15 protein-coding genes, 1 tRNA gene and 1 pseudogene are annotated in these 22,968 nt (G+C 69.4%); 8 read left to right on the plus strand and 9 right to left on the minus strand.

Annotated elements, in window-relative coordinates; all coding sequences use genetic code 11:
* Positions 1 to 23 precede the first annotated feature (23 nt).
* A complete protein-coding gene (locus GPZ80_RS12385) occupies positions 24 to 236 on the plus strand; it encodes an RNA-binding S4 domain-containing protein (RefSeq protein ID WP_187220480.1) in 213 nt (70 codons plus the stop codon).
* On the opposite strand, the gene GPZ80_RS12390 is transcribed toward GPZ80_RS12385, so the two are convergent.
* Positions 233 to 1,453, minus strand: a complete 1,221-nt coding sequence (locus GPZ80_RS12390; RefSeq protein WP_187220481.1) for a L,D-transpeptidase — start codon at positions 1,451 to 1,453, stop codon at positions 233 to 235. The genes GPZ80_RS12385 and GPZ80_RS12390 overlap by 4 nt on opposite strands.
* Before the next feature lie 172 nt (positions 1,454 to 1,625).
* On the opposite strand from GPZ80_RS12390, the gene GPZ80_RS12395 reads away from it, so the two are divergent.
* Positions 1,626 to 1,701, plus strand: a tRNA-Lys gene (locus GPZ80_RS12395).
* Positions 1,702 to 1,942: 241 nt separating this feature from the next.
* Here GPZ80_RS12395 and GPZ80_RS12400 read toward each other — a convergent pair.
* Positions 1,943 to 2,284 (minus strand): ImmA/IrrE family metallo-endopeptidase, encoded by a 342-nt coding sequence (locus GPZ80_RS12400; RefSeq protein WP_187220683.1) that lies wholly within the window; start codon positions 2,282 to 2,284, stop codon positions 1,943 to 1,945.
* 286 nt (positions 2,285 to 2,570) lie between these two features.
* Complete coding sequence (locus tag GPZ80_RS12405; RefSeq protein ID WP_187220482.1) at positions 2,571 to 3,128, minus strand: hypothetical protein; 558 nt, start codon at positions 3,126 to 3,128, stop codon at positions 2,571 to 2,573.
* Between the two features lie 145 nt (positions 3,129 to 3,273).
* Here GPZ80_RS12405 and GPZ80_RS12410 point away from each other — a divergent pair, with 145 nt between their 5' ends.
* Both GPZ80_RS12410 and GPZ80_RS12415 read left to right on the plus strand, forming a co-directional pair.
* Complete coding sequence (locus tag GPZ80_RS12410; protein WP_187220483.1) at positions 3,274 to 6,963, plus strand: nSTAND1 domain-containing NTPase; 3,690 nt, start codon at positions 3,274 to 3,276, stop codon at positions 6,961 to 6,963.
* 731 nt (positions 6,964 to 7,694) lie between these two features.
* Positions 7,695 to 7,877: pseudogene (locus GPZ80_RS12415) on the plus strand (two-component sensor histidine kinase); the annotation flags it as partial.
* Here the strand turns inward: GPZ80_RS12415 and GPZ80_RS12420 are convergent.
* The 4 genes from GPZ80_RS12420 to GPZ80_RS12430 form a co-directional block, all read right to left on the minus strand.
* Positions 7,836 to 8,717: a CPBP family intramembrane glutamic endopeptidase gene (locus tag GPZ80_RS12420; RefSeq protein ID WP_187220484.1), complete on the minus strand. Its 882-nt coding sequence runs from the start codon at positions 8,715 to 8,717 to the stop codon at positions 7,836 to 7,838. The pseudogene GPZ80_RS12415 and the gene GPZ80_RS12420 overlap by 42 nt on opposite strands.
* Before the next feature lie 479 nt (positions 8,718 to 9,196).
* Positions 9,197 to 11,536, minus strand: coding sequence for an ATP-binding protein (locus GPZ80_RS12425; protein ID WP_312880278.1), 2,340 nt, complete (start codon positions 11,534 to 11,536; stop codon positions 9,197 to 9,199).
* A 198-nt stretch (positions 11,537 to 11,734) separates the two neighbouring features.
* Positions 11,735 to 11,860: a hypothetical protein gene (locus GPZ80_RS33335; RefSeq protein ID WP_281401230.1), complete on the minus strand. Its 126-nt coding sequence runs from the start codon at positions 11,858 to 11,860 to the stop codon at positions 11,735 to 11,737.
* A 3-nt stretch (positions 11,861 to 11,863) separates the two neighbouring features.
* Positions 11,864 to 12,898 (minus strand): TerC/Alx family metal homeostasis membrane protein, encoded by a 1,035-nt coding sequence (locus GPZ80_RS12430; RefSeq protein WP_187220486.1) that lies wholly within the window; start codon positions 12,896 to 12,898, stop codon positions 11,864 to 11,866.
* Between the two features lie 667 nt (positions 12,899 to 13,565).
* On the opposite strand from GPZ80_RS12430, the gene GPZ80_RS12435 reads away from it, so the two are divergent.
* The 4 genes from GPZ80_RS12435 (at position 13,566) to GPZ80_RS12450 (ending at position 16,429) form a co-directional block, all read left to right on the plus strand.
* A complete protein-coding gene (locus tag GPZ80_RS12435) occupies positions 13,566 to 14,150 on the plus strand; it encodes a hypothetical protein (protein WP_187220487.1) in 585 nt (194 codons plus the stop codon).
* 311 nt (positions 14,151 to 14,461) lie between these two features.
* Complete coding sequence (locus GPZ80_RS12440) at positions 14,462 to 15,367, plus strand: helix-turn-helix domain-containing protein (RefSeq protein WP_187220488.1); 906 nt, start codon at positions 14,462 to 14,464, stop codon at positions 15,365 to 15,367.
* A 136-nt stretch (positions 15,368 to 15,503) separates the two neighbouring features.
* Positions 15,504 to 15,899 (plus strand): hypothetical protein, encoded by a 396-nt coding sequence (locus GPZ80_RS12445; RefSeq protein WP_187220489.1) that lies wholly within the window; start codon positions 15,504 to 15,506, stop codon positions 15,897 to 15,899.
* 8 nt (positions 15,900 to 15,907) lie between these two features.
* Positions 15,908 to 16,429, plus strand: coding sequence for a GNAT family N-acetyltransferase (locus GPZ80_RS12450; RefSeq protein ID WP_187220490.1), 522 nt, complete (start codon positions 15,908 to 15,910; stop codon positions 16,427 to 16,429).
* 34 nt (positions 16,430 to 16,463) lie between these two features.
* On the opposite strand, the gene GPZ80_RS12455 is transcribed toward GPZ80_RS12450, so the two are convergent.
* Both GPZ80_RS12455 and GPZ80_RS12460 read right to left on the minus strand, forming a co-directional pair.
* The gene (locus GPZ80_RS12455; protein ID WP_187220491.1) at positions 16,464 to 16,922 is read right to left on the minus strand and encodes a hypothetical protein; all 459 of its coding nucleotides are present in this window, start codon (positions 16,920 to 16,922) and stop codon (positions 16,464 to 16,466) included.
* Positions 16,923 to 16,926: 4 nt separating this feature from the next.
* A complete protein-coding gene (locus GPZ80_RS12460) occupies positions 16,927 to 22,749 on the minus strand; it encodes a hypothetical protein (protein WP_187220492.1) in 5,823 nt (1,940 codons plus the stop codon).
* Between the last annotated feature and the right edge of the window lie 219 nt (positions 22,750 to 22,968).

Below are 22,968 nucleotides of genomic sequence, written 5' to 3' on the forward strand. Positions count from 1 at the left end.
CACGTCCGCGCGATGATTAGCGGATGCGGGACATCGAGATCAAAGACGACATGATCAGGCTCGGCCAGCTGCTCAAGCTTGCCGGCCTGGCCGACGACGGCACCCACGCCAAGAACCTCCTCGACGCCGACGAGGTCGCGGTGAACGGCGAACCCGAACACCGGCGCGGCAGGCAGGTGCACCCTGGCGACATCGTCACCGTGGGCCCCGAGGAGATCCGGGTTGCGAGCCGCTAGCGTTTGCCGCCCGCTTTCCAGGTCTCCCAAGGGATCTGCCACACGCTGAGGCCGTCCCATGGCTCCAGCACCGGGCCGCCGGTGTTCTGCACGGTGATGACGTCGCCCTTGTTGGAGATGCTCTGCAGCCAGGCGGCGTTCTCCGTGGACATGTTGATGCAGCCGTGGCTGACGTTGCGGACGCCCTGATCGCGCAGCGACCACGGGGCCGAGTGGTAGAAGATGCCGCTGTTCGACATCCGGCTGGCCACCGCGACCTTCGTCCGGTACCCCGCCGAGGAGTCGACCGGGACACCGTACGTCGAGGAGTCCATCGTGTAGTTGGTGTGCTCGCTCATGACCACGTAGGTGCCGACGGGCGTCTCGTGTGCCTTCTTGCCCATCGAGATCGCGATCGTGCGCGCCACGGCGCCGTTGACCGTCACCGTCATCTGGTGGGTGGCGCCGTCGGCCACCGCGACTACGGAGTCGCCGATGGTGACGGTCGCCTTGCGGTCCTCACGGCCGAAGACACCGTTGCCGAAGTGTCTGCCGTAGACAGCCGCGTCGACCGTGACCGTGGTGCCCGCCTTCCAGTACTCCTTGGGGCGCCAGTGGACTTCCTTCTCGCCGAACCAGTAGAACGCGCCCTCGGTCTCCGGCGTCGCGGTGATCTTGATCGCCTTCTCCACGGCCGCCTTGTCGGCGATGTTCGCGTCGAAGTAGAACGCGAACGGCTGGCCCACACCGACCTTCTGCCCGTCGAGCGGGTTCATCGACAGCGCGGTCTGCCGCTTCGCCTTGGCCGTGGTGAACGTCGACGCGGACGTCACCGCGGCGCCCGCGGGGTCCTTGCCGGTGGCGGCGAGCGTGTATGTCTTGCCGTACCCCAGCTTCTCCGACGAAGTCCACGACTTGCCGTCGGCAGCGAGCGCGCCCGCGACCTGCTTGCCGTCCTGGCCCTTGAGGAGCACCTCGGTGACCGTCCCACCGGTCGCGGCCACGGTGACCGGCTCGCCCGGCGCCACGTCGGCCGCCTTATCCGCGGGCGTCAACGCCAGCGCGAGCGGCGCGGAAGGCGTGGTGGACACCTCCGATGTGAGCGTCGCCTCACCGGAGGGCCCCTCAGTCTGCGCGGCCGGTGCGGTCACCGTGCACCCCGCCGCGAACGCCACGACAGCAACTACCGCCGCGACGACCCGCACACCGAGTAGCGGCGCACGTCCTCCCCTGGTCATACCGACCTTCCATCCTGCTCACAAACGGGCCCCGACCTCTGGAACACAGTGTGCCCGACCGGAGCGGCCTTCCGGTCCAACTCTGACCAACCTGAGACCTACCCCCCGATTTCTTCCGGAGGGACACCCTGTGCTAACTTTTCTCCCGTCAGAGCGGGAGAACATCCCGCGAGCGTCGCTAGCTCAACTGGCAGAGCAGCTGGCTCTTAACCAGCGGGTTCGGGGTTCGAGTCCCTGGCGGCGCACCACCAATCCCCAGGTCAACTTCTATGTTGACCTGGGGATTTGTTGTTTCACGGGGATCGTACCCACCGCCGCCGTCTGTCCCTTATGGACTAACTTGCGCCCGAGACGAGCCCGAGAATGCAAGCCGAGTGCACGAGATGATCCACATCGCCCGACCTGCAATTCCGGCCGCGAACCAGACGGGAGCACATCGCGGCCAGCGGCCGGAAGCCACCTACGGCGAATCCGCATCCTGGCCCACTGCTACAACCCACGAGTACATCGCTGCCACGTGGGCGAGTACCCCCGGCGCTGCCTGGCCAGGGCGTTCCGGGCGAACACGCGTGCGCCAGCCATCCGCATCTGGGCGAACTGCTCGCTAACTCCGAACTCGCACGCGACCTGCTCGTTGGTCTTCTCGTCGAAGGCTGCGCGAACGGCGGCCTTCCACGGGATCAGCAACTCGCCGGACAGAAACTTGGTCTGCTTCTCCTTCTCGCCATCGAAGCGACGACAACCTTCCTCGGTCAGCAGAATGGTGTCGAACTGGTGCTCGATCAGGTAGTGGCCCGGCGCCGCCTGCGCCCCACACCGCGGGGCATGCAGACTGGGCGTGCCGACCGTGTCCCGCGTGCTCGCCGCGTGACCAGTCGCGGCAGATGGGTTCCGGACTGCGTGGAGTCGTCGGCGCGCTCGCGGTGGTGGCGGCCACCGTGGGGATGGCTGTGCTGCCGACGAGGGTTACCCGATCCAGCTCCGGGGCCCAGTTCACAGCGCGGCGCGGTGGGCGCAGTTGCGCCATATCAACCGGCAGGGCCGAAGCGGCTTCACCCCGGGGACGCGATCGGCCGCGTCCCGTACGGGGCGCGGCCGATCTTGGTGACTTGGATTGTCAGGCTTTGACTCGACTGTTGAGGTACTCCCAGAGGTCGTTGAAGAGCTCCCCCACGCTTGACCAGCCGATCTCGAAGATCGCTTCCTTCAGCCAGTCGGACAGACCGTTGAACCAGTTCTTGAAGGCCACGAGCCCTCGCCATACCGCGTTGACGCAGTCGTCCCAGTACGAGCCCGCGCCTTTCAGCAACTGCTTCAGCACGTCGATCCAACCGGTCGCGGTGGCCTCGCTCAGTGCGGTCGATTCCTCCAGTCCAACCGAGAGAGCACGCACGGCGACGTCGCGGTAGTAGAGATAGAGATCCCGCTCGTCCGTGCCCGCCACCGGCCTGCAGTCGAACGCCGCCGCGGCGGAGGTGGCCACGTACCAGACTCCGGTCGCCGTGCACTGGATGTTGTTCGGGTACCGCCCCTCGCGGACCCATCCCTCGATGTCGAGCGGGTTCGACAACGAGGGCTCGGTCGCGGGCGCCGCGGTCGCCGTGCCGGTGGCGACGCCGGTGAGAGCAATGGCTGTGGTCGCGATGGTCGCGATGAGCCTGGTCCGCATGTTCATGGGGATCGCTTGTCCTTCGATGGTGGGTTTGTTGTTCGTCGACACCCGCGTGGACTCATCCGCTGTCGTAACGTTCCGCTCATCGGGCGTCACAAGAAGCATCAGAGCCCACCAGGGCCCACTGGAAGGGGTTGACCGTCTCCCGATGAGCGGGAAACCATGGGAAACGCCTGGTCACGGCGTCGACGAGCCGGTCGGCGCCTCGTTCGGCGAGGAGCTTCGGCGGTGGCGGACCAAGCGTGAGTTGTCGCTGTCCGGTCTCGCGCGGCTGGTGCACTACAGCAAGGGCTACCTGAGCAAGCTGGAGAACGGGGAGAAGCCGCCCAACGCGGACATCGCCCGGTACTGCGACGAGGCATTGGAGACGGGCGGCGCGCTGGCCGCGTTGATACCCGCCGCGGTGGCGATCCCCAGTCAGGCGGGCACGCCGGATTCCGGTCTGTGCCCGTTCCGGGGCCTGGCCGCCTTCACCGCGGAGGACGCCCGCTGGTTCTTCGGCCGGGAGTCGGCCGTGGCCGAACTGGTCGAGCGGATGGCCGACTGCCTGGACAAGGGCGTGCCGGTCACGGTGGTCGCGCCGTCCGGGGCCGGAAAGTCGTCCCTGCTGCGGGCGGGGCTGCTGCCTGCTCTGGCTCGCGGCGTGCTGCCCCGGCCCGGTGCCCGGGAGTGGCCGGTGGTGGTCTGCACCCCGACCTCGGATCCGCCCGCGGCGCTGAAGCGCGGCCTCGCTCAGGTCGATGACAACCGGTTCGTCCTGGTGATCGACCAGTTCGAGGAGGCGTTCGCCCTCTGCCAGGACAACGCCGTGCGGCAGGGTTTCCTCGACGAGGTATGCGCATTGGCGCGGCGGGGCCCGGTGGTGCTCGGGGTACGCGCCGACTTCTACGGCAGGATGCTCGCCCACCCCGGCTTGGCGCGCTCGTTGCGCGAGGGGCAGGTCGCCCTGGGCCCGATGAGTTCCGATGACTTGCGGACCGCGATCACCCGCCCCGCCGTGCTGGCCGGGCTCGGTTGGGAACCAGGATTGGTGGAGGTGCTGCTCAGCGACCTCGGGGTCGACCCGGACGGCACCGATTCCTACGAGCCAGGCGCGTTGCCGCTGCTCGCCCACGCGCTGCTGACGACTTGGCAGAACCGTGAAGGCGCGGTCCTCACCGTCGCGGGCTACCGGCGCACCGGCGGCCTGCGTGCCGCTGTCGCCGCGACCGCCGAACGCGTCTACGCCAAGTTCGATGACGACGGCAAGGACACCGCGCGGCGCTTGTTGCTCAGGCTTGTTCAGGTGGGCCGCGACGCGGGCCAGACCCGCCGCCGGGCGAGCATGGACCAGCTGTCCCGGCACCTGCCCGGCGCGACCCTGGGGGCGGTCGTCGCGGAGTTCGTGCGCGCGCGGCTGCTGACCACCGACAGCGGCGGGGTCGAGATCACCCACGAGGCACTGCTCAGCGCGTGGCCGCGGCTGCGGGACTGGATCGAGGCCGACCGCGCCGGACTGCACGTACAACAGCGGCTCGCCGAGGCCGCCGAGGCGTGGGAGGAGCGGGGCCACGGCCACGATGCCCTCTACCAAGGCGCATCCCTCGCGGTCGCCACGGCGTGGTCGGCTGACCATCCCGACGAGCTGACCCCCGTCGAACGGGCTTTCCTCGCCGAGAGCACCCGGGAACGGCGGCGCGGGATCCGCAGGCTGCGCAGGCTGGTCGCGTCGCTGAGCGTGCTGGTCGTGCTGGCGGTCGCGGCGACCGGCGTCGCGCTCTGGCAAGGCGACCGAGCCGCGCGCAGCCTCGACGCCGCCGTGTCGCAGCGGGTGGCCGGGCGCGCCGCCGGCCTGCGCGAATCCGACCCGGCACTGGCCGCGCAGCTCGCGCTCGCCGCCCACCGCCTGTCCGACACCCTGGAATCGCGCGGCGCGGTGCTCAGCTCGGCCTCACCGTTGCCGTCCCGGTACAGCACCGGCGGTGACTGGGTGCGGTCCGTGGCCCCCAGTTCGGACGGCAGGCTGCTGGCGATCAGCGCGGCCGACGGCGACGTACAGCTCTGGGACCTGACCCAGCCTCGGCCCACACGTCCGCTCGGCAAGGTCCCGGCGTCCGGTCGCGTTCCGCGGGTCGCCTTCCGGCCCGGATTCCCGAGCGAACTGCTGGTCGTCGACCGCGACGGCGCCCGGCTCTGGAACGTCGCAGGACCGCCGACCGAAGTCGCGTCCTTCCCCAGCCGCGGCACCGCCGATGCCGGTTTCAGCGCCGACGGCGGCCTGCTGGCGACGACCACGCGCGCGGACAGCACGGCGCGGGTGTGGCGGCTGAGCGAGCCAGGTCACCCTATCGCCACGATCCACCCGACTGACTACCGCGCTGGCGTGGGGACCGCGGTCGCGCTCAGTCCGGACGGCGCCACGCTGCTCACCGGCGGCGGAGACGGCCGGTACGCGCTGTGGGACATCGCCACCGCGACTCGGATCGCAGCCGACCGACATGGCGGCGATCACCTGCGGCGGGTCGCGTTCAGCCCGGACGGACACCGCATAGCCATAAGCGACACCGGCTACGAGGTCTGGCTGCACGAGCTGGACGCGGGCCGAGTACCCGGGCCCGCGGTTCGCCTCGGCGTGGGCAGCCAGGTGTGGGAGTCCGTGTTCAGCCCGGATTCGACGGTCTTGGCCACCAGCTCCAACGACCGGGCGGTCCGGCTGTGGGACACCCGAACAGGCACGGAACTGGCTCGGCTTCCGCACCCCCGGCGCGTACCCAGCGTGGCCTTCACCCACGACGGTTCGAGTCTGATCGCGGGTGGCATGAACGGCGCGTTCCACCTGTGGCCCGACCCGCTCGCCCGAATCGCGGTCCGCGACGACGCCATCCGCGGCCTGACGGTTGATCGTGACCGTCTGTTGGCCGTGACCACGGGAACGACGAGCGCGCACCTCTGGGACATCGCCGACCCGACCCGGCACCGCTACCTCGGGCGGACTCCGCCGGTTCCGATCCGCCGGGCCATGGGCGCCACCGCGATCAGCACCGACCGCGCGTCGCTGGCCACGATCGACTACGGCGCGGGTGTCGTGCTGTGGGATATCCGCGACCCCCACGCCCCGCTGCCACTGTCCCGACGGGACATTCCCGACGCGAACACGGTCGCCTTCGCCCCCGGCGGCAAACTGATGGTGACCGGGGACAACCTGGGGCTGGCGATCATCTGGGACATCCGCGATCCACACGCGCCCAACAGGATCGCCACCCTCGCCGACGACTTCGACGACATCAACGCGATCGCGTTCACCGCGGACGGCAAGACCATGGCCACCGCCGACACCAGCGGCGGCGTCCGGCTGTGGGACATGACCGACCCCGCCGCACCCAGACAGACGGCGCACCACGGCGACCACACCGAGGCGGTCGTCGGCCTCCGGTTCACCCCGGACGAGCGGACACTGATCAGCACGAGCTACGACTGGACCATCCGGGTCTGGGATCTCACCACCATGAACCGCACCGTCCTCACCGGACACTCCGGCGCCGTCTCCGCCCCGGACATCAGCCCCGACGGCCGCACCCTGCTCACCACCGGCGGCGACGGCACGACTCGACTCTGGGACATCGCCAACCCACGCACACCGCTCCCGACAGCCACACTCGCGGGCCGCGGGCGGGGCGGCGCCACCTTCGCCGCGGACGGGCAGACGATCCTGTCCACCGGACCGCACACATTCCACACCTGGACCACGGACGCCGCGGCCGCCGCCGACCGCATCTGCGCCACCGCGGGTACCACCCTGACCGATATCGAATGGGCCGAACACTTCGGTGATCTGCCCTACGACCCGCCCTGCCCCTGACTGGATGACGCATGCGATCAGTGCCACTCACCGCCACGTGACACCCACGCTTCTCAGACGCGGGACTTGATCGAGTCCTCACCGGGGCGGCCCGCAGCGGCAACCCGACATGGCCGACGCGATCGGGCTGGACGTGAGCGGCCACGATTGCCACCACCTGTCGCGAATAACATGATCCGAGGTGTGCCTGTGCGCTTCCCGGATCCGGTCGCAATCTCTGCGCGCGCCTGCGTTGGATAGCGCTTCCCGCACGAGTTTCAACGCCATGATCGCGTCGTCGGGTTCCAGGCGGTGGCCGTTTCGGTATCGTCGATGAGTCGACCAACCTGATGACCGCGGCGAGGACCTCTCCCAGATCCGCGGGCAAATGGGAGCCGTCGGGGCCGAGGCGTCCGTCGAAAGGCTTGATAGGGACTCTGTCGGATCGTGGCGAGGTCGCCGATGACCGCTGATAGCGGTTGCAGGGTCACACCTCGGTGTGAGGCGGTCGCCCGGAGCGCGGCACGCATCATGGCGCAGCCAATGGTGTGCCTGCCAGTGAGTGTGTACAGATCGGCATAGTCTCAAACCCTGGTGTTGGCCTCACCAAGAGCGATCGCTGTGCTTGCCTTCTCGGAGAGCACCGTCTCAAGCGGATAGCCGAGCACTGGCACTGCCAGTCGGGCGGCCACGGCACCGTCACCGTCCACACCGGACACAGTGACATCCGGGTCTAGGTCGTCGAAGACGGCCCGGGAATCGCGGCCGAGGACTGGCCGCACCTGTTCGACCGGTTCTACCGCGCGGAGAAGTCACATAGCCGCGGCGGCAGCGGGCTGGGGCTGGCACCACCCGCGGTCTCGTCGCGGCGGGCGGCGGGTCCGCGGAGGTCGTCAGCGTCGGGGGTCACGGAGGCCCTGGTCGATTGCGGGTGAAGACGTTCCAGTGATGTCCTTGCGCGCGGCGAGCCAGGTGATGAGCGCGGCGAATGCGAGATGGCCGCCGATGGTCACGATCATTTCCCGTGGCGTGCTCTGGGTGGCGCCCTGCTCGGTGTGGACGCCGCTCATCAGGCTCACGGTGAGGGCGAGCAGGTTGTTGATGGAGTGGTAGGCGACGGCGGCTTCGAGACCGCCGGTGCGCAGGGTGATCCAGACCAGGGTCAGGGAGAACACGACGAACTCGGCGATGATCATCGGATCGCTGTAGTCGTGGGCGAGGCCGAACAGCGCGGTGGAGATCAGCGCACCGATCCAGGGGGTACGGAACCATGAGGCGAAGGACTGGATGAGCAGACCGCGAAAGACGTACTCCTCCCCGGCGGCCTGAAACACGATGAACGGGAGGTAGACGAGCACCGGGGCCAGTTTGAGTGGCGTGACGGACGACCATTCGAGAGCCTCGCCCCTGATCAGGAGGTTCGCGACGAGCGTCAGCGCCGCGATCAGGAGGCACCAGCCCAGCCACGGCAGGCGAATCCGGCCGAGGACGCTGGAGACGGTGCCGCCGGGCCGGCGGTCGACGACTCGGGCGATCAGCATGACCCCGGGGACGAGGGTCAAGGCCAGCCCGGCGACCAGGGGCAGCATGCCCCAGGGCAGCGACCCTTCCGGCAGACCGAACATCACCTGGAGCACCAGGCTCAGGAGTTGGCCGAGCACGAACACCACGGACACAAGCACCAGTGCGAGCAGAGGTTTCCACCAGCGGTACGCCGCTGTCTTCGCCTGCAGGTGATAGGGCGTACCGGGCGCCTGTTCGATACGTGTGGCCATAAGGAATGTATAGGGCAATACCGAACCTGGCACGCGGCACGGTTGCCGGTATCACTCAAACGAGGCTTATCCGCTGGACGAATTCACCGGAGAGCACCGTCTTTCCAGCGAACACTGTCCGACTTTGAGCAATCCTCGCATCCGAGCTTACGTGCGTCGCGCCCCTTGGCAACAGTGGTAGGACGCTTCAGGCTGCGCTGGAGCAGGATCGACAGTGTGATCTTCGATCTCCAGTCGGTGGTTGCCGGTCCTGCCAGGCATGGGGAATTCGCGTATTCCGGTCCGCCCCGATGCGGGTTGTCCCGAATTCCGCAGTTCCAGCCGATCGGCTGGAACTTCCATCCGCTTGGCGACGAACCCGAATAGCCCATGCAACTCCACCGGTATCACCACTCCGTGCGGGATCCGGGTGACCTGTCGCATCCACGGACGCGTGAATACCCCATAAGAGCCCTCGACAGCGGGCCGATCGCCAGGCGTCAGTCGTGTTCGGACGGCGACCTGCGGGCGACGACCCAGGAGGCGATCTGCGCGCGGTTGTGCAACTCCAGCTTGGTCAGGATGTGGTCGACGTGGGTCTCCGCGGTGCGGCGGGAGATCACCAGGCGGTCGGCGATCTCCTGGTTTGTCAGGCCCTCGGCGACGAGGTCGGCGATCTCGGTCTCCCGCTTGGTGAGCGGACCGGTCGCCGATCGGCCCGCGGGCCGGACGGCTGATTTCTCATCGAGCGCGAGGGCGATGGCCTCGGCGGGCGCGAGTCGGGCGCCGCGGCTGAGCTCCTCGCCGATGGTGTCCTGGCCGAGTTGCTGGGCGACGATGCGGGTGTTGTCGGCGACGTGGTCGGCGAAGATCGCGTAGGACGTCGGATCCCCACCGACCTCACGCCACAGAGTGCCCGCGGCGCCCGCCAGGCGGACAGCCTCCCGCAGCCTTCCGGTACGCACCTGGCAGGCGGTGATGACGCTGAAGATGAGCGCGATCAGCAACCTGTTGCCATCAGGGCCCTGGGTGCGCAGCGCTTGGCGGCTCAGCTCCAGGGCGCGCTGGTAGTCGCCGACCAGGTATTCAGTCGCACCCCACATGTAGAGCGCCCACGACCGCCACATGACCTCGCCCTGGTCGGCGTGGCGCCGCTCGACCCCCGCCAACACCTGCCTGCCGCCTTCGAGGTCGCCACTGACGGCGAGGGCCAGACCGTGGTGGCGCAGCGCCCACAGCTCGCCGTAGATGTCGCCCGCGGCCGCGAACCCACGCGCCGCGGCGCCGAACAGTTCGGCCGCGAGCGGCAGGTCGTTGTCGAAGAAAGGGACGTAGGCGCGCACCAAGCGGACGTAGGTCATCGCCGTCGCCTCGCCAGACACCTCGGCGGCCTTCTCGGCCTGCTCGATCAGCTCGTGGTAGGCCGACCGGTCCTGGTGCAGCAGCGCCAGGAACGCCGACATCCACAAGCCACCCGCCCGGTCGGGTGCGTCGTCCGGCGCGGCCTTGAGCAGCACGGCGTACCGGTGCCGCGCCTCGACGAGCAGGCCCCGGGTGAACCAGTACTGCGTGGCCGCGTTCAGCAGCCGCAGACCCCGGGTCGCCTCGTCGCACGAGGTCGCGCTGAAGTCCATCGCCGCGCCGAGGTTCGCGTGCTCGGTGCGCAGCCGCTCAAGCCAGGCGTGCTGACCCGGGCCGAACCATTCGACCTCGAACCGCTGCGCGATCGACAGGTAGTAGTCCCGATGCCGGAGCCGAAGGGCTCGCAGGTCCTCGGGGGACAGCAGTTCCTGGCCGTATTGCCGCACCATTTCCAGCATTCGGTAGCGGGCGGTGCCGCCGTGCTCCCCACGCTGCAGAATCGACTTGTCCAGCAGGCCGTCGAGTGTGTCCAGCACCTCGGCGGCGGGCAGACCGGCTCCGGCGCAGACCGCCTCAGCGGCGCGCAGGTCGAAACTGCCCGCGAACACCGTCGCCCGGGCCCACAGCAGCCGCTCCTGCTCGGTGCAGAGTTCACGGCTCCAGTCGAGCAGCGCCCGCAGCGTGCCGTGCCGTTGCGGACCGGTGCGCCTGCCCGCGGTGAGCAGGGTGAACCGCTCGTCGAGCCGATCCGCCAGCTGACCCACCGACAACGACCGCAGCCGGACCGCGGCCAGCTCGATGGCCAGCGGGACGCCCTCCAGGGACTGGCACACGCGTCGCACGTCGTCCGCGTTGTCCGGCGTGAGCGCGAACCCCGGCACCACGGCGGCCGCGCGCTCCACGAGCAACCGCACGGAGTCGGAGTCGCCCAGATCCGGGGTGTCGGCGGGCACGCCCAGCGGCGGCACCGTCAGCACCCGTTCACCGTCGACCCCGAGCGACTGCCTGCTGGTGGCCAGTAGCACCAGCTTCGGGCAGCCGACGATCAGCGCGTGCGCAAGAGCCGCGCACGCGGGCTGGAGGTGCTCGCAGTTGTCCAGCACCACCAGCATCCGGCGTCGCCGCAGCTGCTCGACCAGTTGCTCGACCGGAGAGCGCGCGGACTGGTTGCCCAACCCCAGGGCCGCGGAGACCGTGCTGACCAGCAGCTCCGGATCCGCCAGTTCGGCCAGGCTGACGAACACCGCGCCGTCGGCGAAGGCGCCCCGCACCAGGCGCGCGGCCTGCGTGGCCAACCGGGTCTTGCCGACGCCGCCCGGGCCGGTCAGCGTCACCAGCCGCGACACGCCCAGCAGCCGTTTGACCTCCTGCGTCTCCTCGCGGCGGCCCACATAGGAACTTGGCTGCTCCGGCAGCGAGCCCGCCGAACGCGTCACCTGAGCATCGGTCCCCGAGGCGAGCGTGTCCGTCGACTGCACGGCCCCAGCATATCGGCGGCGCGGCAACCAAGCGCGCGTCGACCGAGCCCACATTCCAGATAGTGAACGTGGTGAGCCTGGTTGAGCGCCTGCACGGCCCGCGGTGACCCGATCCGACCGTCCACATTGGAGTGCTGGAGCAGTTCCACCACGCCCCGCGGAGGGAGCCCGCGGGTCGTGGGCTCACCGCGGGGTCACTCACGAATGCGGGCCCCGGTGTCGTCGCGGCGGGAGCATGGCCCCGCAGGTGATCACCAACGATATGAGGATCAGCACGGCGAGCAAGAAGTCGATCAAAAAGTTGAGAATGAGATCGGCGGGCATCGTTCACCTCCTCACTGCGGCAGCCCGCTCACTGGGCGCTCCCCCACCGCGGTCAGCGGCGCGGCGCGAGGAACGCAGGCTGGTCACGGTCACGGTCACCAGGACCGCGATGATCACCAGCAGGGAGATCGGCGTCGGAATCTGCGGGACGCCCGGCCAGACACCGTGGGCCCAGTGCAACACCAGCTTCACGCCGATGAAGGCGAGGATGATCGCCAGGCCGTGGTTGAGGTGGACGAGCTTGGCCAGCGCGGAGTGCAGCACGAAGTACAGCGCACGGAGACCGAGCAGAGCGAACGCGTTGGTGGCGAAGACGAGATAGGCGTCTTCGGTGATGCCGTAGACCGCTGGGACGGAGTCGACAGCGAAGACCACGTCGGTGGCGAAGACCGCCACGACCACGACCGCCAGCGGGGTGAGCGCGCGGCGCCCGTTGTCGCGGACGGTCAGCCGGGCGCCGCTGTAGTCCTCGGTGACCGGCATCAGCCTGCGCAGCAGCCGCACCGAGCGCATGCGGGAGATGTCGCGGTCTTCGGCCGGGCCGGTCAGTGCCTCGTGCAGGATCTTCACCGCCGAGGCGAACAGGATCATGCCGAAGACCAGGAAAGCCCAGGTTCCCGCCGAAAGCAGCGCGGCGCCCGCGGCGATGAAGATTCCCCGAAGGGCCAGGGCACCGACGATGCCGTAGAGCAGCACGCGTTGCTGGACAGCGGGCGGAACGGCGAAGGCGGTGAGCAGCAGCATGAAGACGAACAGGTTGTCCACCGACAGGGACTTCTCCACCACGAATCCGGTGATGAATTCCAGCCCTTGGTCGCTGCCGAAGTCGACCCACAACCACAGCCCGAACAGCACCGGCAGCATCAGGTAGAACGCCGACCATCCGACGGCCTCGCGCATGGACACCTCATGCGGGCGGCGGGTGACCGCGAAGTCCGCTACGAGCAACCCCAGCAGGACCGCGATGCTGATGAACCACAGCCCCGGCGATCCGACGGACTCGACTGGAGCGGCCAGAGCAGCTGATGGCGCGAGCACAGGACCTCCTCGAACGTCACCGTTCGAGGTCTCCTTCACCCGCGGTGGGCGGTCTCCCGGGGACACCAACGGATGTCCGTGCTGACCGGGACGACGCTTGGGAAGTACTCCCCTCGCATCGAGTATCCCGGGCCGGAGTCCAAAAAGTAAAGGGATAGTAAACCTACAGGAGTGCCTTCCACCCGATCAGGTACTCGACATTCACGCCAGTGTCATTCCCCCTCGGCCACGGCGCCGCCGCGGCGTGGCCGACGGTGATGACGGCGGTCGCGAGCCAGCCCGCCGGAAGGTCGCCCGCGAACTCACCGGGTTCCCGGCCGCGGCGGAGTGGTCGACTTCGATCGCGCACTCGCCTCCCCCGCCGACGAGGACCGACTCGACTCCGCCTGCGACAGTGGCGAACACCTGCATCCGACCACGCCGGCTACCGCACCATGGCCGAGGCCATCGACCTCACCCGACTCCGCTGACCGCACGGGCGGAGCGGGGCGCGCACAGGCCCAGGTCGCCGACCTCGGTCTCTACCGTCTTGATCTGTGCTCCGTGGAGAGTGCCGCACCAAACGCGGCAACGGCGCCCGGGGGCCCGCCGCGGTGCGGTTGAATGCACCCGAACGATCTTGCCCACGTGCGGCGAGAGTGCGACGGTCGGTTATCAGGGGGTTCTCATGCAGTTGTTCATGCAGCAGTTACCTACGCTGATCGGTGTGCTCGTCGGCGCGCTGGCGACCTTCACCGCGACCTCGGTGGCCGAGCGTTCCCGGTGGCGCCGGACGCAGTCGGTGCGCTGGGACGACAAGCGGCTCGCGGCGTACGCCGAGTACGCCCACGCGGTCAAGAAGGTGATCTCCATATCCGTGCGGCTGGCCGCACACCACGGGATTCACCAGGACTTGGACGTGCTGGCCCCGGAGGAGGGGCTGGCCGCGCTGGCACTCGCCGAGGAAGAGCGCACCATGAAGTGGGAGACCATCCTGCTGCTCGGCACCGACCACACCGTCGTCGCCGCGCGGGCATGGCACGACAGCGTCTTCAAGCTCCAGCGGATCGCTTCCGGCGTGGACGTCGAATCGAGCTGGGCGGACGCGGTGGGGGCCGTCAGCCGGGCACGCCGTGGCTTCTACGAAGCCGCCAAGGCCGACATCGGGATCAAGGTCGGGGACGCGCCGGAGAGCTACGAGTGGCAGCTGTCCAAGCTGGTGGCGCCCGCGAAGCCCGGAGGCGGTTCCGAAGACCGCGGGACGCGTTCCTGACGCTTGTCCACCACTGATGAGCGTCCTCCGCTCGCGCTCGGCGGCACGCTGGGGCTCATCCTCGGTGACGACGAGGTCTTCGCCGAGGTCGGCGACCTGGTCGGCAAACCCCGCGGGCAATGGCACCTTCCGGTACGCGGGCGACACGCCGCGGGCGCCATCGGTCACCTCGGCCGGGGAGGTGCGTCCGGGGTCGGCCACCGTCACCACTTGGGAATTCACCAAGGCGCCGGGAAACCCGTGGCCTGCTGCGGGTACCGCGGCGTCGGCATATCCTCCGACAACCAGCACGCGATCGGAGGGCGCACCGGATGGATCACAACACCGGCGCGGTGCTGCCCGCGGGCCCGTTCCACGAGGCCCTCGGCCAGGCGATCAGGGCGCGGGGACTGACCCTCGAACGGCTGCGCGCCCACCTCGCGACCCGCGGGATCACCCTCAGCACGGCCACCCTGAGCTACTGGCAGACCGGCCGCAGGCAGCCCGAGCGGCAGGACTCGATCGAGGCCCTGATCGCTCTCGAAGGTGTCCTGCGCGTCCCCGCGGGCTCGCTGATCACCCTGCTGCCGCCGCCGAGGCCGCGCGGACGTCCGCCTGCCGACCAATCCCCCGGCGCGCCCCTCCTCGACCTGTGGCCGCTCGACGAGTTGCCCCGCCTGGCCACCTACCTGCGGATGCCCGAGTACCAGACGCTGCGGTATGTCGCCGTCGACGACCGCGTCGAGTTGGACGCCGATGGCATCGAACGCGTGCTCGGCACCCGACAGGTCATGCGGGCGACAGCGCCGACCCTGCACTTCTTCGACATCAGTTGGGTCGAGCACCCCGACGCGCAGGCGCCGGACACGACCTTTCGCGGAGCGTCCAAAGTGGATCACCGGTGGCACCCGGAGAGCGGCTACCTGGTGGCGAAACTCGAGTTCGACCACGAACTCGCCCCCGACGAGACGGTCATCGTCGACCGGCACCGGCGGTACCACTCCCACGGCGCGGCGTCGGAGCACACCAGAGCCTTCTGGGCGCCGGTCAGCACCTTCATCGCGCAAGCCACGTTCGACCCCGCGCGCAGGCCGCGGCGCTGCTTCGCGGTGCGCGCGCCCAACCACGCCGAGCCGCTGGAAGACATCCGGGAACTCACCCTGAACACCTCGGGCGAGATCCACGCCGTGTTCACCAACGCGACGGTGGGCGTCTGGGGACTGCGCTGGGACTGGTGACCCGCCGGACCCAAGGCCCCATCCCGCTGACTTCGGGTGACGCGGGCCGGAAACGGGGGTAGCGTTTTGGGCCACCCAGCCGCCTCAGGTACGAAAACCCGGTGAGCGCCATGAGGACCCCGACCGACTCCCGATCATGATCGCCTGTCTGTCGCCGCCGCCTGCCTCCGTGGCCCCGGCAGCCGCCGCGCCGGGGGATGTCAAGCTCAGCGACCGGACCTACGTCCGCCACGACGGCGGCACGGACGCCACTCTCGCCGACTGCGCCGTCGACAACAGGCAGCGGAACGAGCAGTTCGGCAACCGCGACCGCGTCTTATTCGACGACTACAACTACATCGCCGCCTCCGGCACCGCGGCGCTGATGACGTGGACCCACCAGCGAGACACCATCCCCCGCACCGCCCCCCGCCACACCGGCGACGGCACCGACGGCTTCGACGTCCCGCAGTGCCGCGCACCCGGCGGCCCCGACACCTGTCCGAACGCGGGCGGAGTCGACCAGAACATCTACGGAAAGGTCTCGCCGTAACCGCGACTGTGCTCCGCGACGCGACACCGGCCGACGCGCACGCCGTCGCCGACGTGCTGGTGCGGTCCTGGCGGGCCGCCTACCGCGCACTGCTCCCCGACGAGGTCCTGGCCGGACTGTCCGTCCCCGAGCGGGAGCGGTTCTGGGCGGATGTTCTCTCCGCCCGCCCGCCGCACACCCACATGGTCGTCGCGACCATCGAGGACGCCGTCGTCGGCTTCGCCGCCACCGGGCCGCCGCTCGTGCCCGCCGACCGCGCCGACCCCACGCTCGGCGACCTCTACGCGCTCTACCTCGCCCCCGACGTCTGGCGCCGGGGCATCGGCACGCGGCTGCACGCCGCCGCCCTCGACCGGCTGCGGTCCTGCGGCTTCACCCACGCTGGGCTGTGGGTTCTCGACACCAACGAGGCCGCTCTGGGCTTCTACCGCCGCCACGGCTGGACCGAGACCGGACGGTCCCAGCTCGACCGCGGACCCGGCGACACCGAGCTGCACGAACGACGGCTGCACCGCGACCTGAGCGACTGAACGCGGCACCGGGACGCTCCGGCGCCGCGTGTCTTCAGCCGACTGTCAATGCCGCGTCGGCGCGTGCCCGGCAGTACTGGACACCGCCGATCTTGTTGATCGGGTTGAACTCCACCGAGTACCCGTCGACGCGTTCGTCGCTGAACGCCAGCCCGTCGACGCCCGCCTGGCGGCGGTACCGGGCCACGCCGTCGACGCCGGTCGTCGAGGCACCCACTCTCCGGCCGACGGCCTTCTCACCGGTTTTGCCGACGGCGATGAAGTAGGCCAACTCGGCCCCTTCGACCGGCTTGCCCCCGGCCGTCATCGTCGCCGTCAAGGTCAGTGGGGCGACCGGATCGCTCACCCGCACGCCTTCCACGGCGATGGCGGTCTCCGTGCACGATCCCGATCCCGGCTCGGTGCCGCACGCGGCCAGTGCGGTCGCGGCGACCAGCACCGCCAGGAGCCCCGCGGCGCGGAGCCCCCGGCGGTCAGGCTTGCTCGATGTCATGCGCTCAGCATCCACCGGCGGACCAGTCGTACGCAGCCCGAGCGGCCGGTTCGTTGAACGGATGTGTGTAATACGCGGTGAGCATGTCGATGCCGAATGACATGTCCTTCGGGTCGATGCCCAGCGGCGACGGGACCGGGTCGAGGTAGTTCAACGTCCGCCGGACGGTCTGCCCCGGCGTGCCGTCGATGGTGATCTCGTTCTCGCTGGTCGCGAACTTGCCGGGCAGGGTGCTGACCGCCAGGCAGGCCACCGAGAAGTCGAACTTGCGCGACAGCCGCAGCTCCTGGTCGGCGAGGTGGAACCGGATCGCCCTGATGGTGTTGCTCTTGTCCAGCTTGAGCTTCACCTCCTGGTCCGGGCCCGGGATGTCGACGTGGAACTTGAGGTCGACGTCCGGCTCGATGGTCAGCCCGCCGAACTTCAGGTAGACCTTGTCGAAGTCACCCTCGATGCCCGTCGTGAGATAGCTCAGGTTCGCGCCGGGCACGAAGCGGATCCGCTTGAACCCGCTGAGGACGAGCTGGAAGTCCTCGATCTCGATCTTCGGCACCCCCGCGTACCCGGTGAGGGTTCCCTTGGCGTTGCCCACGGGCGTGTCCTCGTTGAAGACCTCCAGGTCGATCTGCTGCACCGCGTACGACGTGTGGACCGTCGCACCCAGCTTGAGTTCGGCGGTCTTCGGCGTGGAGTCGACCGCGACCGAGGTGTCCTCGTTGAGCACCACGGTGGTGGTCGCGCCGAGATCGGTGAACCCGGCGTACGCGTTGCCCGCCAACGGGATGTTCACCCCGCCGATCGGGAACGCCTTGATCAGCTCGCCCTCGATCTCCGCCGATCCGTCCAGTGTGGACTGTGCGGCGTCCGCGGCAGACTTGCCGTTGTAGGTGATGGTCGGGGCGCCGACGGCACCCTTGCCGAACCCGGTGATCTCGAAGTCGAGCTTCGCCGGGACATCGGTGACAGAGAGCCGCCCGGAGGCCGGGTCGCCCTGCAGCGCCGCGGTGACGTGCGCGGTCAGGCTGCCGATGCCCTCGGACGCGACGGCCCGGACCGTGCTCTTCGAGCCGAAGATCCCGTTCACCGTCACCTTGCCCGGCACGTTCGACAGGTTCGCCGCGCCGTACACGGTCCCGAAGTCCGCCGTCTTCGCCTCCACCCGCACGTCCACCCCGCCCAGCGATGCGCCGTGCGCGTCGTGGGCATAGGTGAAGCCGCGCGGGTCGGCGTCAGCCGGGTGGAACGGGCCCACCGTGAGGTGGTTCAGCGTCGGCGTCAGCCCGGAGAGGGTGACCAGTCCCGCCGCGTGCGGAACCTTTTCCACCAGGCCGTCGAGGGACGTGTAAAGCCGCAGCGCGCCACCCGCGGGGCTGTACTCGGTGAGGTCGACCTGCTTGGTCTTCAAGTCGACCGTGACCGTCTTCGGCAGACCCGGCAGGTTGACCGTGGCCACCGCGCCGAAGCAGCTCGCGAACAGCGTGCAGAACGGGCTTTCGTCCTTCACGCAGCCCGCGCCGCTCTGGCACGACCGGCCCCGGGCGGCGATGCCGTTCTCGAACAGCGGCGCCCCAAGACCGTTGAGCGCGGCGACCTTGCCGAGGTAGGCCTCGGCCTGGAAGCCCGCCTGCTTGTCGGCCTTGTAGGTGACCTTGCCCGCGGTCATACCGATCTCGACGGTGTTCGGGGTGTCGAGCAGCGCGGTCGCGGCGATCCGGGTGTCGTCGGCGCCGTTCGCGGCGAACACCGCGTCGCCGTCGAACGCGATCCTGGTCGCGCCCATGTCGAGCGTGGCCTTGGACCCGGTCTTGTCCTTCGTGTAGGTCACCGACCGCAGCCCGGCGATCAGCGCGCTGCCGTCCATGTCGCCGGTCAGCTCGCGGAAGTGCCCGGCGAAGTGCGGTCCGACCGGGGACGTCGCGCCTCCGTGGTTGGTCACCGCGAAGGCCGCCGACCCGAGCGGGGCCACCGCGTCAAGCCGGTAGTTCCCGTCGGCCCAGTCGGCGGTGAACTTCGCCGGGATGTCCCGCAGGTCCCCATAAGCCGACCAGTTGCGGCCCGCCACGGGAATGTCACGCACCAGCGCGGTGACCGCGCTGATCGGCGCGGACATGGTGACCTCGGCGTGCTTGGCGGTCGCGTCGACCAGCACGTCCGCCTCAGCGGGAACACCCCGAACGGCCGCCCGCAGGTGCCCGACGCGGTCGCCGGTCACCGTCAGCGCGATCTCGTCGACCGACGCGGAGTTGCGCATGCTCAGCGACGTCCGGTCGCCCAGCCGGCCCGTGACCCGCATTGACGCGGGCAGCTTCGATACCGACGCTTTGCCGCGCAGCAAAGGGAATCGCTGGTCGGTGGTGCGCGCGTCGACGTCGAGCGTCAGCGTGCCGAGCGCACCGGAGGCGGTGTAGCCGACGTCGACCTTGCCGCCGCCGACGTCGATCGGCCCGACCGTCAGGTCGACCGGCGACGGCACACCGGCCAGGATCGCCATGGCCTTGAAGTCGGGCAAGGCGTCGACCAGCCCGTGCACGCCGATATAGGCCTGCAGCGGGCCGGTGGGCCGGTAGTCATCCAGCACGACGGTGCGCGTGTTCATGTCGACGGTGATGGCGGTCGGCAGCCCGGGCAGGCTGACCGTGCCGACCACGCCGAAGCAGCGCGGGAACGTCTTGCAGAACGCGCTTTCGTCGCGTTCACACCCCGTGCCGTCGGTACAGCCGCGCGCCACGGCGGCGACACCGTTGCCGAACAGCGGAGCGCCCAACCCGTTGAGGGCGGCGATCTTGCCGAAGGCGACGTCGAGCGCGAGGCCGATGTCGCGGTTCGCGCCGTAGCTGAGCTTGCCGTCGCCGTAGTCGACCCGGATGGTGCTCGGGAGGTTGTCGACCCGGCCGGCCACGGCGAACTTGGTGTCGTCGACAGTGCTGTCGGTGTCGACCGCGAGGATGGCCTCGGCGTCGACGAAGACGGGCGCTCCCCCGGTGTCGGTGTCGAGCCTGAAGGTCTGGTTGCCCTCGGTCTTGGAGTACTCGACGTGGGAGAGGTTGCGCACCCGCATGCTCGCGTCGAGATCACTCGTCGACTGTCGATAGTGGACAGCGGCGTGCAGACCCGTCGGCGCGACGGTGTCGCGGTGGTTGGTCACCGCGAGCCGGGCCGAGCCCAGCGGCGCGGTAATGGCCCGGAACCGGTAGTTTCCGTCGGCCCAGTCCGCGTCGAACTCGGTCGGGATGTTCCCGAACTCGGTGATCGCGGTCCAGTCGCGGCCACCGAGCGGAGCCCGCGCGACGACGTTGATGCCGTCCATTGTCTCGGCGAGAGCGCCCTGCAGGTGCTTGGCCTCAAGGTCGACGAGCACATCGACGCTGGTCGGGACGCCGGTTGTCAGCGCGGACAGGTAGTGGTCGTCGCTGGGCCGCAGGGTCTCGATGTGCGCGAGGCTCGCGAACAGCTCGATCCGCGGGATGCGACTGGACGCCTTGTAGAGCAGCCGCGGTTTGGCCCCGACGTCATAGGTCAGGTCCACAATGGACGGCAGCTCGTGCACGGTGCCGAACAGCGTCGGCCCGCTGCGGGTGTTCGTGTACGCGACATGCAACCGGTGGATCACATCGCTTGCCCGGTAGGAGATCTTCCGGTTCGCCGTGTCGGCGTCGACCGACAGGGTGGTGGGCAGGTTGGAGACCTCCAGCCTGGCCTTGTGCACGCCGTCGATGTCTCCCGCGCCGACGAACCCCTGGCCGCCCGGCTCGAACACGGTGTCGAGCCGCGGGTGGCTGTCGTAGTAGGCGTCGACCCGTTTGAGCCCGGAGATCCGGGCGCTGGCGCCGATCTTCTGGTCGCGGGTGATCACGGTGGCGTGGTCGCCGTCGAGTGGCGCGTAGTCGCCGAGGTTCTTGGAGAACGCCAGCGCGGCGGACCCGATGGCCTGCTCGGCCTTCAGGTCGACATGACTCGCAGCCCGGTCGACCAGGACGTCGAGCCGGGTCGGCAGATCCCGCAGTGAGCCACGGCCGACGATCGCCGGATCGCGGTCGTAGAAGTTCACGTCCAGGGCGGCAAGACGGCTGCTCGCGGTGTAGTTCGTGGTGATCTTGTCCTGGGCGGTCTTGAAGTTCGCGTGCCAGGTCGCGGGCACCGCCTTCGCGCCCGCCTGCAGCGCCCAGTCGAGTCTCTGTCCTGAGTAGACGTAATCGGCGAACAGGACGTCGTCGATGCTGGAGTCGGCCCGGTAGTCGACATCGGCCTCCCCGCCGCCAACCGGCCTGGTCACCGTCGCCGAGACCGTTGTCGGGAGGGTGTCGACCTTGAGCTGGTCGAACCGGCTCGACTCGGGCCGGTTGGACAGGACCTGCGCGTCGAGGTGGGTGCGAACGTTGCCGCTGGAGTCGACAGTGGCGCGCATACCTCTGTCGGCCGCGCCCGGATCGATGTAGGCGTGGGCGTGGAAGAAGTTGGGCACCGGGGAGAACCGGCTGCTCGCGACCGTCGGGTCGTAGGCGTCGCCCCGGTTGTCGTCACGCACGGACGCCATGCCCGCGGTGATCGCCATCGAGTCCCCAGCGCCGACGGAGAGCAAGGTCGCCTTGATGTCGAAGATGCCCTGCAGCGCGCGGATCGGGTTGAGGGTGAAGATGCCCAGGGTGCCGGTGGGCAGGCTGCTGCCCCGGCGGTAGCCGTCGAAGCCCAGCGAAAGCCGCTTGCGGCTGGGGATGTCGTAGACGGCCCACACGTGGCCGGGCAGGTCGCGGCCCGCGAACTCGCTGGTCGGCAGGCGCAGTTGGAGGAAGGCGAGACCCACGTTGATAAGGTCGAGCAGCGCGGTCAGCTTCTGCTGCAGGGTCGCGTTCAGGCCGCGCAGCAGGTCGTCGAGCGCGAGCTTCTCCAGCAGCCACTCCGGGTGCAGTATCGCGTTCAGCGGGTCCTTGAGCAGTTCGACCAGCACGTTGAGCCGGTCGGTCACGTCCTTGATCTGGCGCTCCAGGTCGAGGAGCTCGCGGACCGGGCCGAGGATGTCGCCGACCGCGACCGCGGGCAGCAGATCGGCCAGCACGTCCGGGGTGCGGTCGCCGGTGACGTCGACGATCGCGGGGACGCCGAGCGGCAGCGTGAGCGAGCAGGAGACCTGCTTGGTCGCGGACTCGGAGCACACGCGGTAGGTGATGCGCGGGATGCCGTCGGGCAGTTCGTTCAGCAGTGCCAACGGGTCCACGGGCAGCGGCGGCGGGATGTTGCCCGACAGCAGCGCGTCGATCAGTTCCTGAATGGTCGCGGGCCTGGTCGGGTCGATGACCTGCGCGGAGGACACCTGCGGCTGCAGCTTCGTCGCGTCGAGGTCGGGTGTGCCGTCGGCCTTGAGGCGTCCAGCCCGGCCCAACGTCGCCAGGGCGTCGCGCGCGGTGGCGTCGACCAACTCCTGGCCGGGACGCTGCGGCATGGTCAGCGGGTAGGGCGACACCGGCGGCTGCGGGGTCACCGGCGCGCGCTCGATCGGCACCTTCCCCGGCGCCGGGTTGAGCCCCGGAAGTGGCTGGATGTCCTGCAGCGCCTTGGATTTCTCCCGGTCGACGGGCACGTGGCCGTCCGGCCCGACGTCGATCGGCCCGAGATCGGGCACGTCGAGCACGGCCGCGCCGGGCGCGCTCGGCGCGAGCGGCTGTGGTGGCGGCTCGGCGGGCGCGGCCGGTGTGACCGGACTCGGTGCGGTCGGTGTCGGTGTCGGCGGTGTCGGTTCGGCGGCGGCGCTCACGCCGAGCCCGACTTGTCCGACCACGGCGACCGAGGCGACGAAGGCGCGCAGAACCGTACGACGGGAATTCCTGAACACTGCTGCTCCCCATGCAGTCAGAGAAGGCCCCCCACGGACCCCCCGATCCAATTTCTCCCGTCGATCACGGAACCACCGCCGGACGACGCCCGTCAATACGCCATTCGTACGAGTTGATCCACACCATGCGGCCCCGCGTCCGACCCCCGCGCGGTCCGCCCACTTCAGGGCGTCTCGTTGGGCTATTCGGAGTAATTCGCGTGGATCGGGGTACACGTT

It is taken from the genome of Actinokineospora xionganensis (genome assembly GCF_014323725.1).
GTDB classification, from domain to species: domain Bacteria; phylum Actinomycetota; class Actinomycetes; order Mycobacteriales; family Pseudonocardiaceae; genus Actinokineospora; species Actinokineospora xionganensis.

Excerpts from the sequence above, each read along its gene's own strand:
- GPZ80_RS12385 (WP_187220480.1), top strand. The coding sequence starts at position 24 with ATGCGGGACATCGAGATCAAAGACGACATGATCAGGCTCGGCCAGCTG.
- GPZ80_RS12390 (WP_187220481.1), bottom strand. The coding sequence starts at position 1,453 with ATGACCAGGGGAGGACGTGCGCCGCTACTCGGTGTGCGGGTCGTCGCG.
- GPZ80_RS12405 (WP_187220482.1), bottom strand. The coding sequence starts at position 3,128 with ATGAACATGCGGACCAGGCTCATCGCGACCATCGCGACCACAGCCATT.
- GPZ80_RS12410 (WP_187220483.1), top strand. The coding sequence starts at position 3,274 with ATGAGCGGGAAACCATGGGAAACGCCTGGTCACGGCGTCGACGAGCCG.
- GPZ80_RS12420 (WP_187220484.1), bottom strand. The coding sequence starts at position 8,717 with ATGGCCACACGTATCGAACAGGCGCCCGGTACGCCCTATCACCTGCAG.
- GPZ80_RS33335 (WP_281401230.1), bottom strand. The coding sequence starts at position 11,860 with ATGCCCGCCGATCTCATTCTCAACTTTTTGATCGACTTCTTGCTCGCC.
- GPZ80_RS12435 (WP_187220487.1), top strand. The coding sequence starts at position 13,566 with ATGCAGTTGTTCATGCAGCAGTTACCTACGCTGATCGGTGTGCTCGTC.
- GPZ80_RS12440 (WP_187220488.1), top strand. The coding sequence starts at position 14,462 with ATGGATCACAACACCGGCGCGGTGCTGCCCGCGGGCCCGTTCCACGAG.
- GPZ80_RS12445 (WP_187220489.1), top strand. The coding sequence starts at position 15,504 with ATGATCGCCTGTCTGTCGCCGCCGCCTGCCTCCGTGGCCCCGGCAGCC.
- GPZ80_RS12455 (WP_187220491.1), bottom strand. The coding sequence starts at position 16,922 with ATGACATCGAGCAAGCCTGACCGCCGGGGGCTCCGCGCCGCGGGGCTC.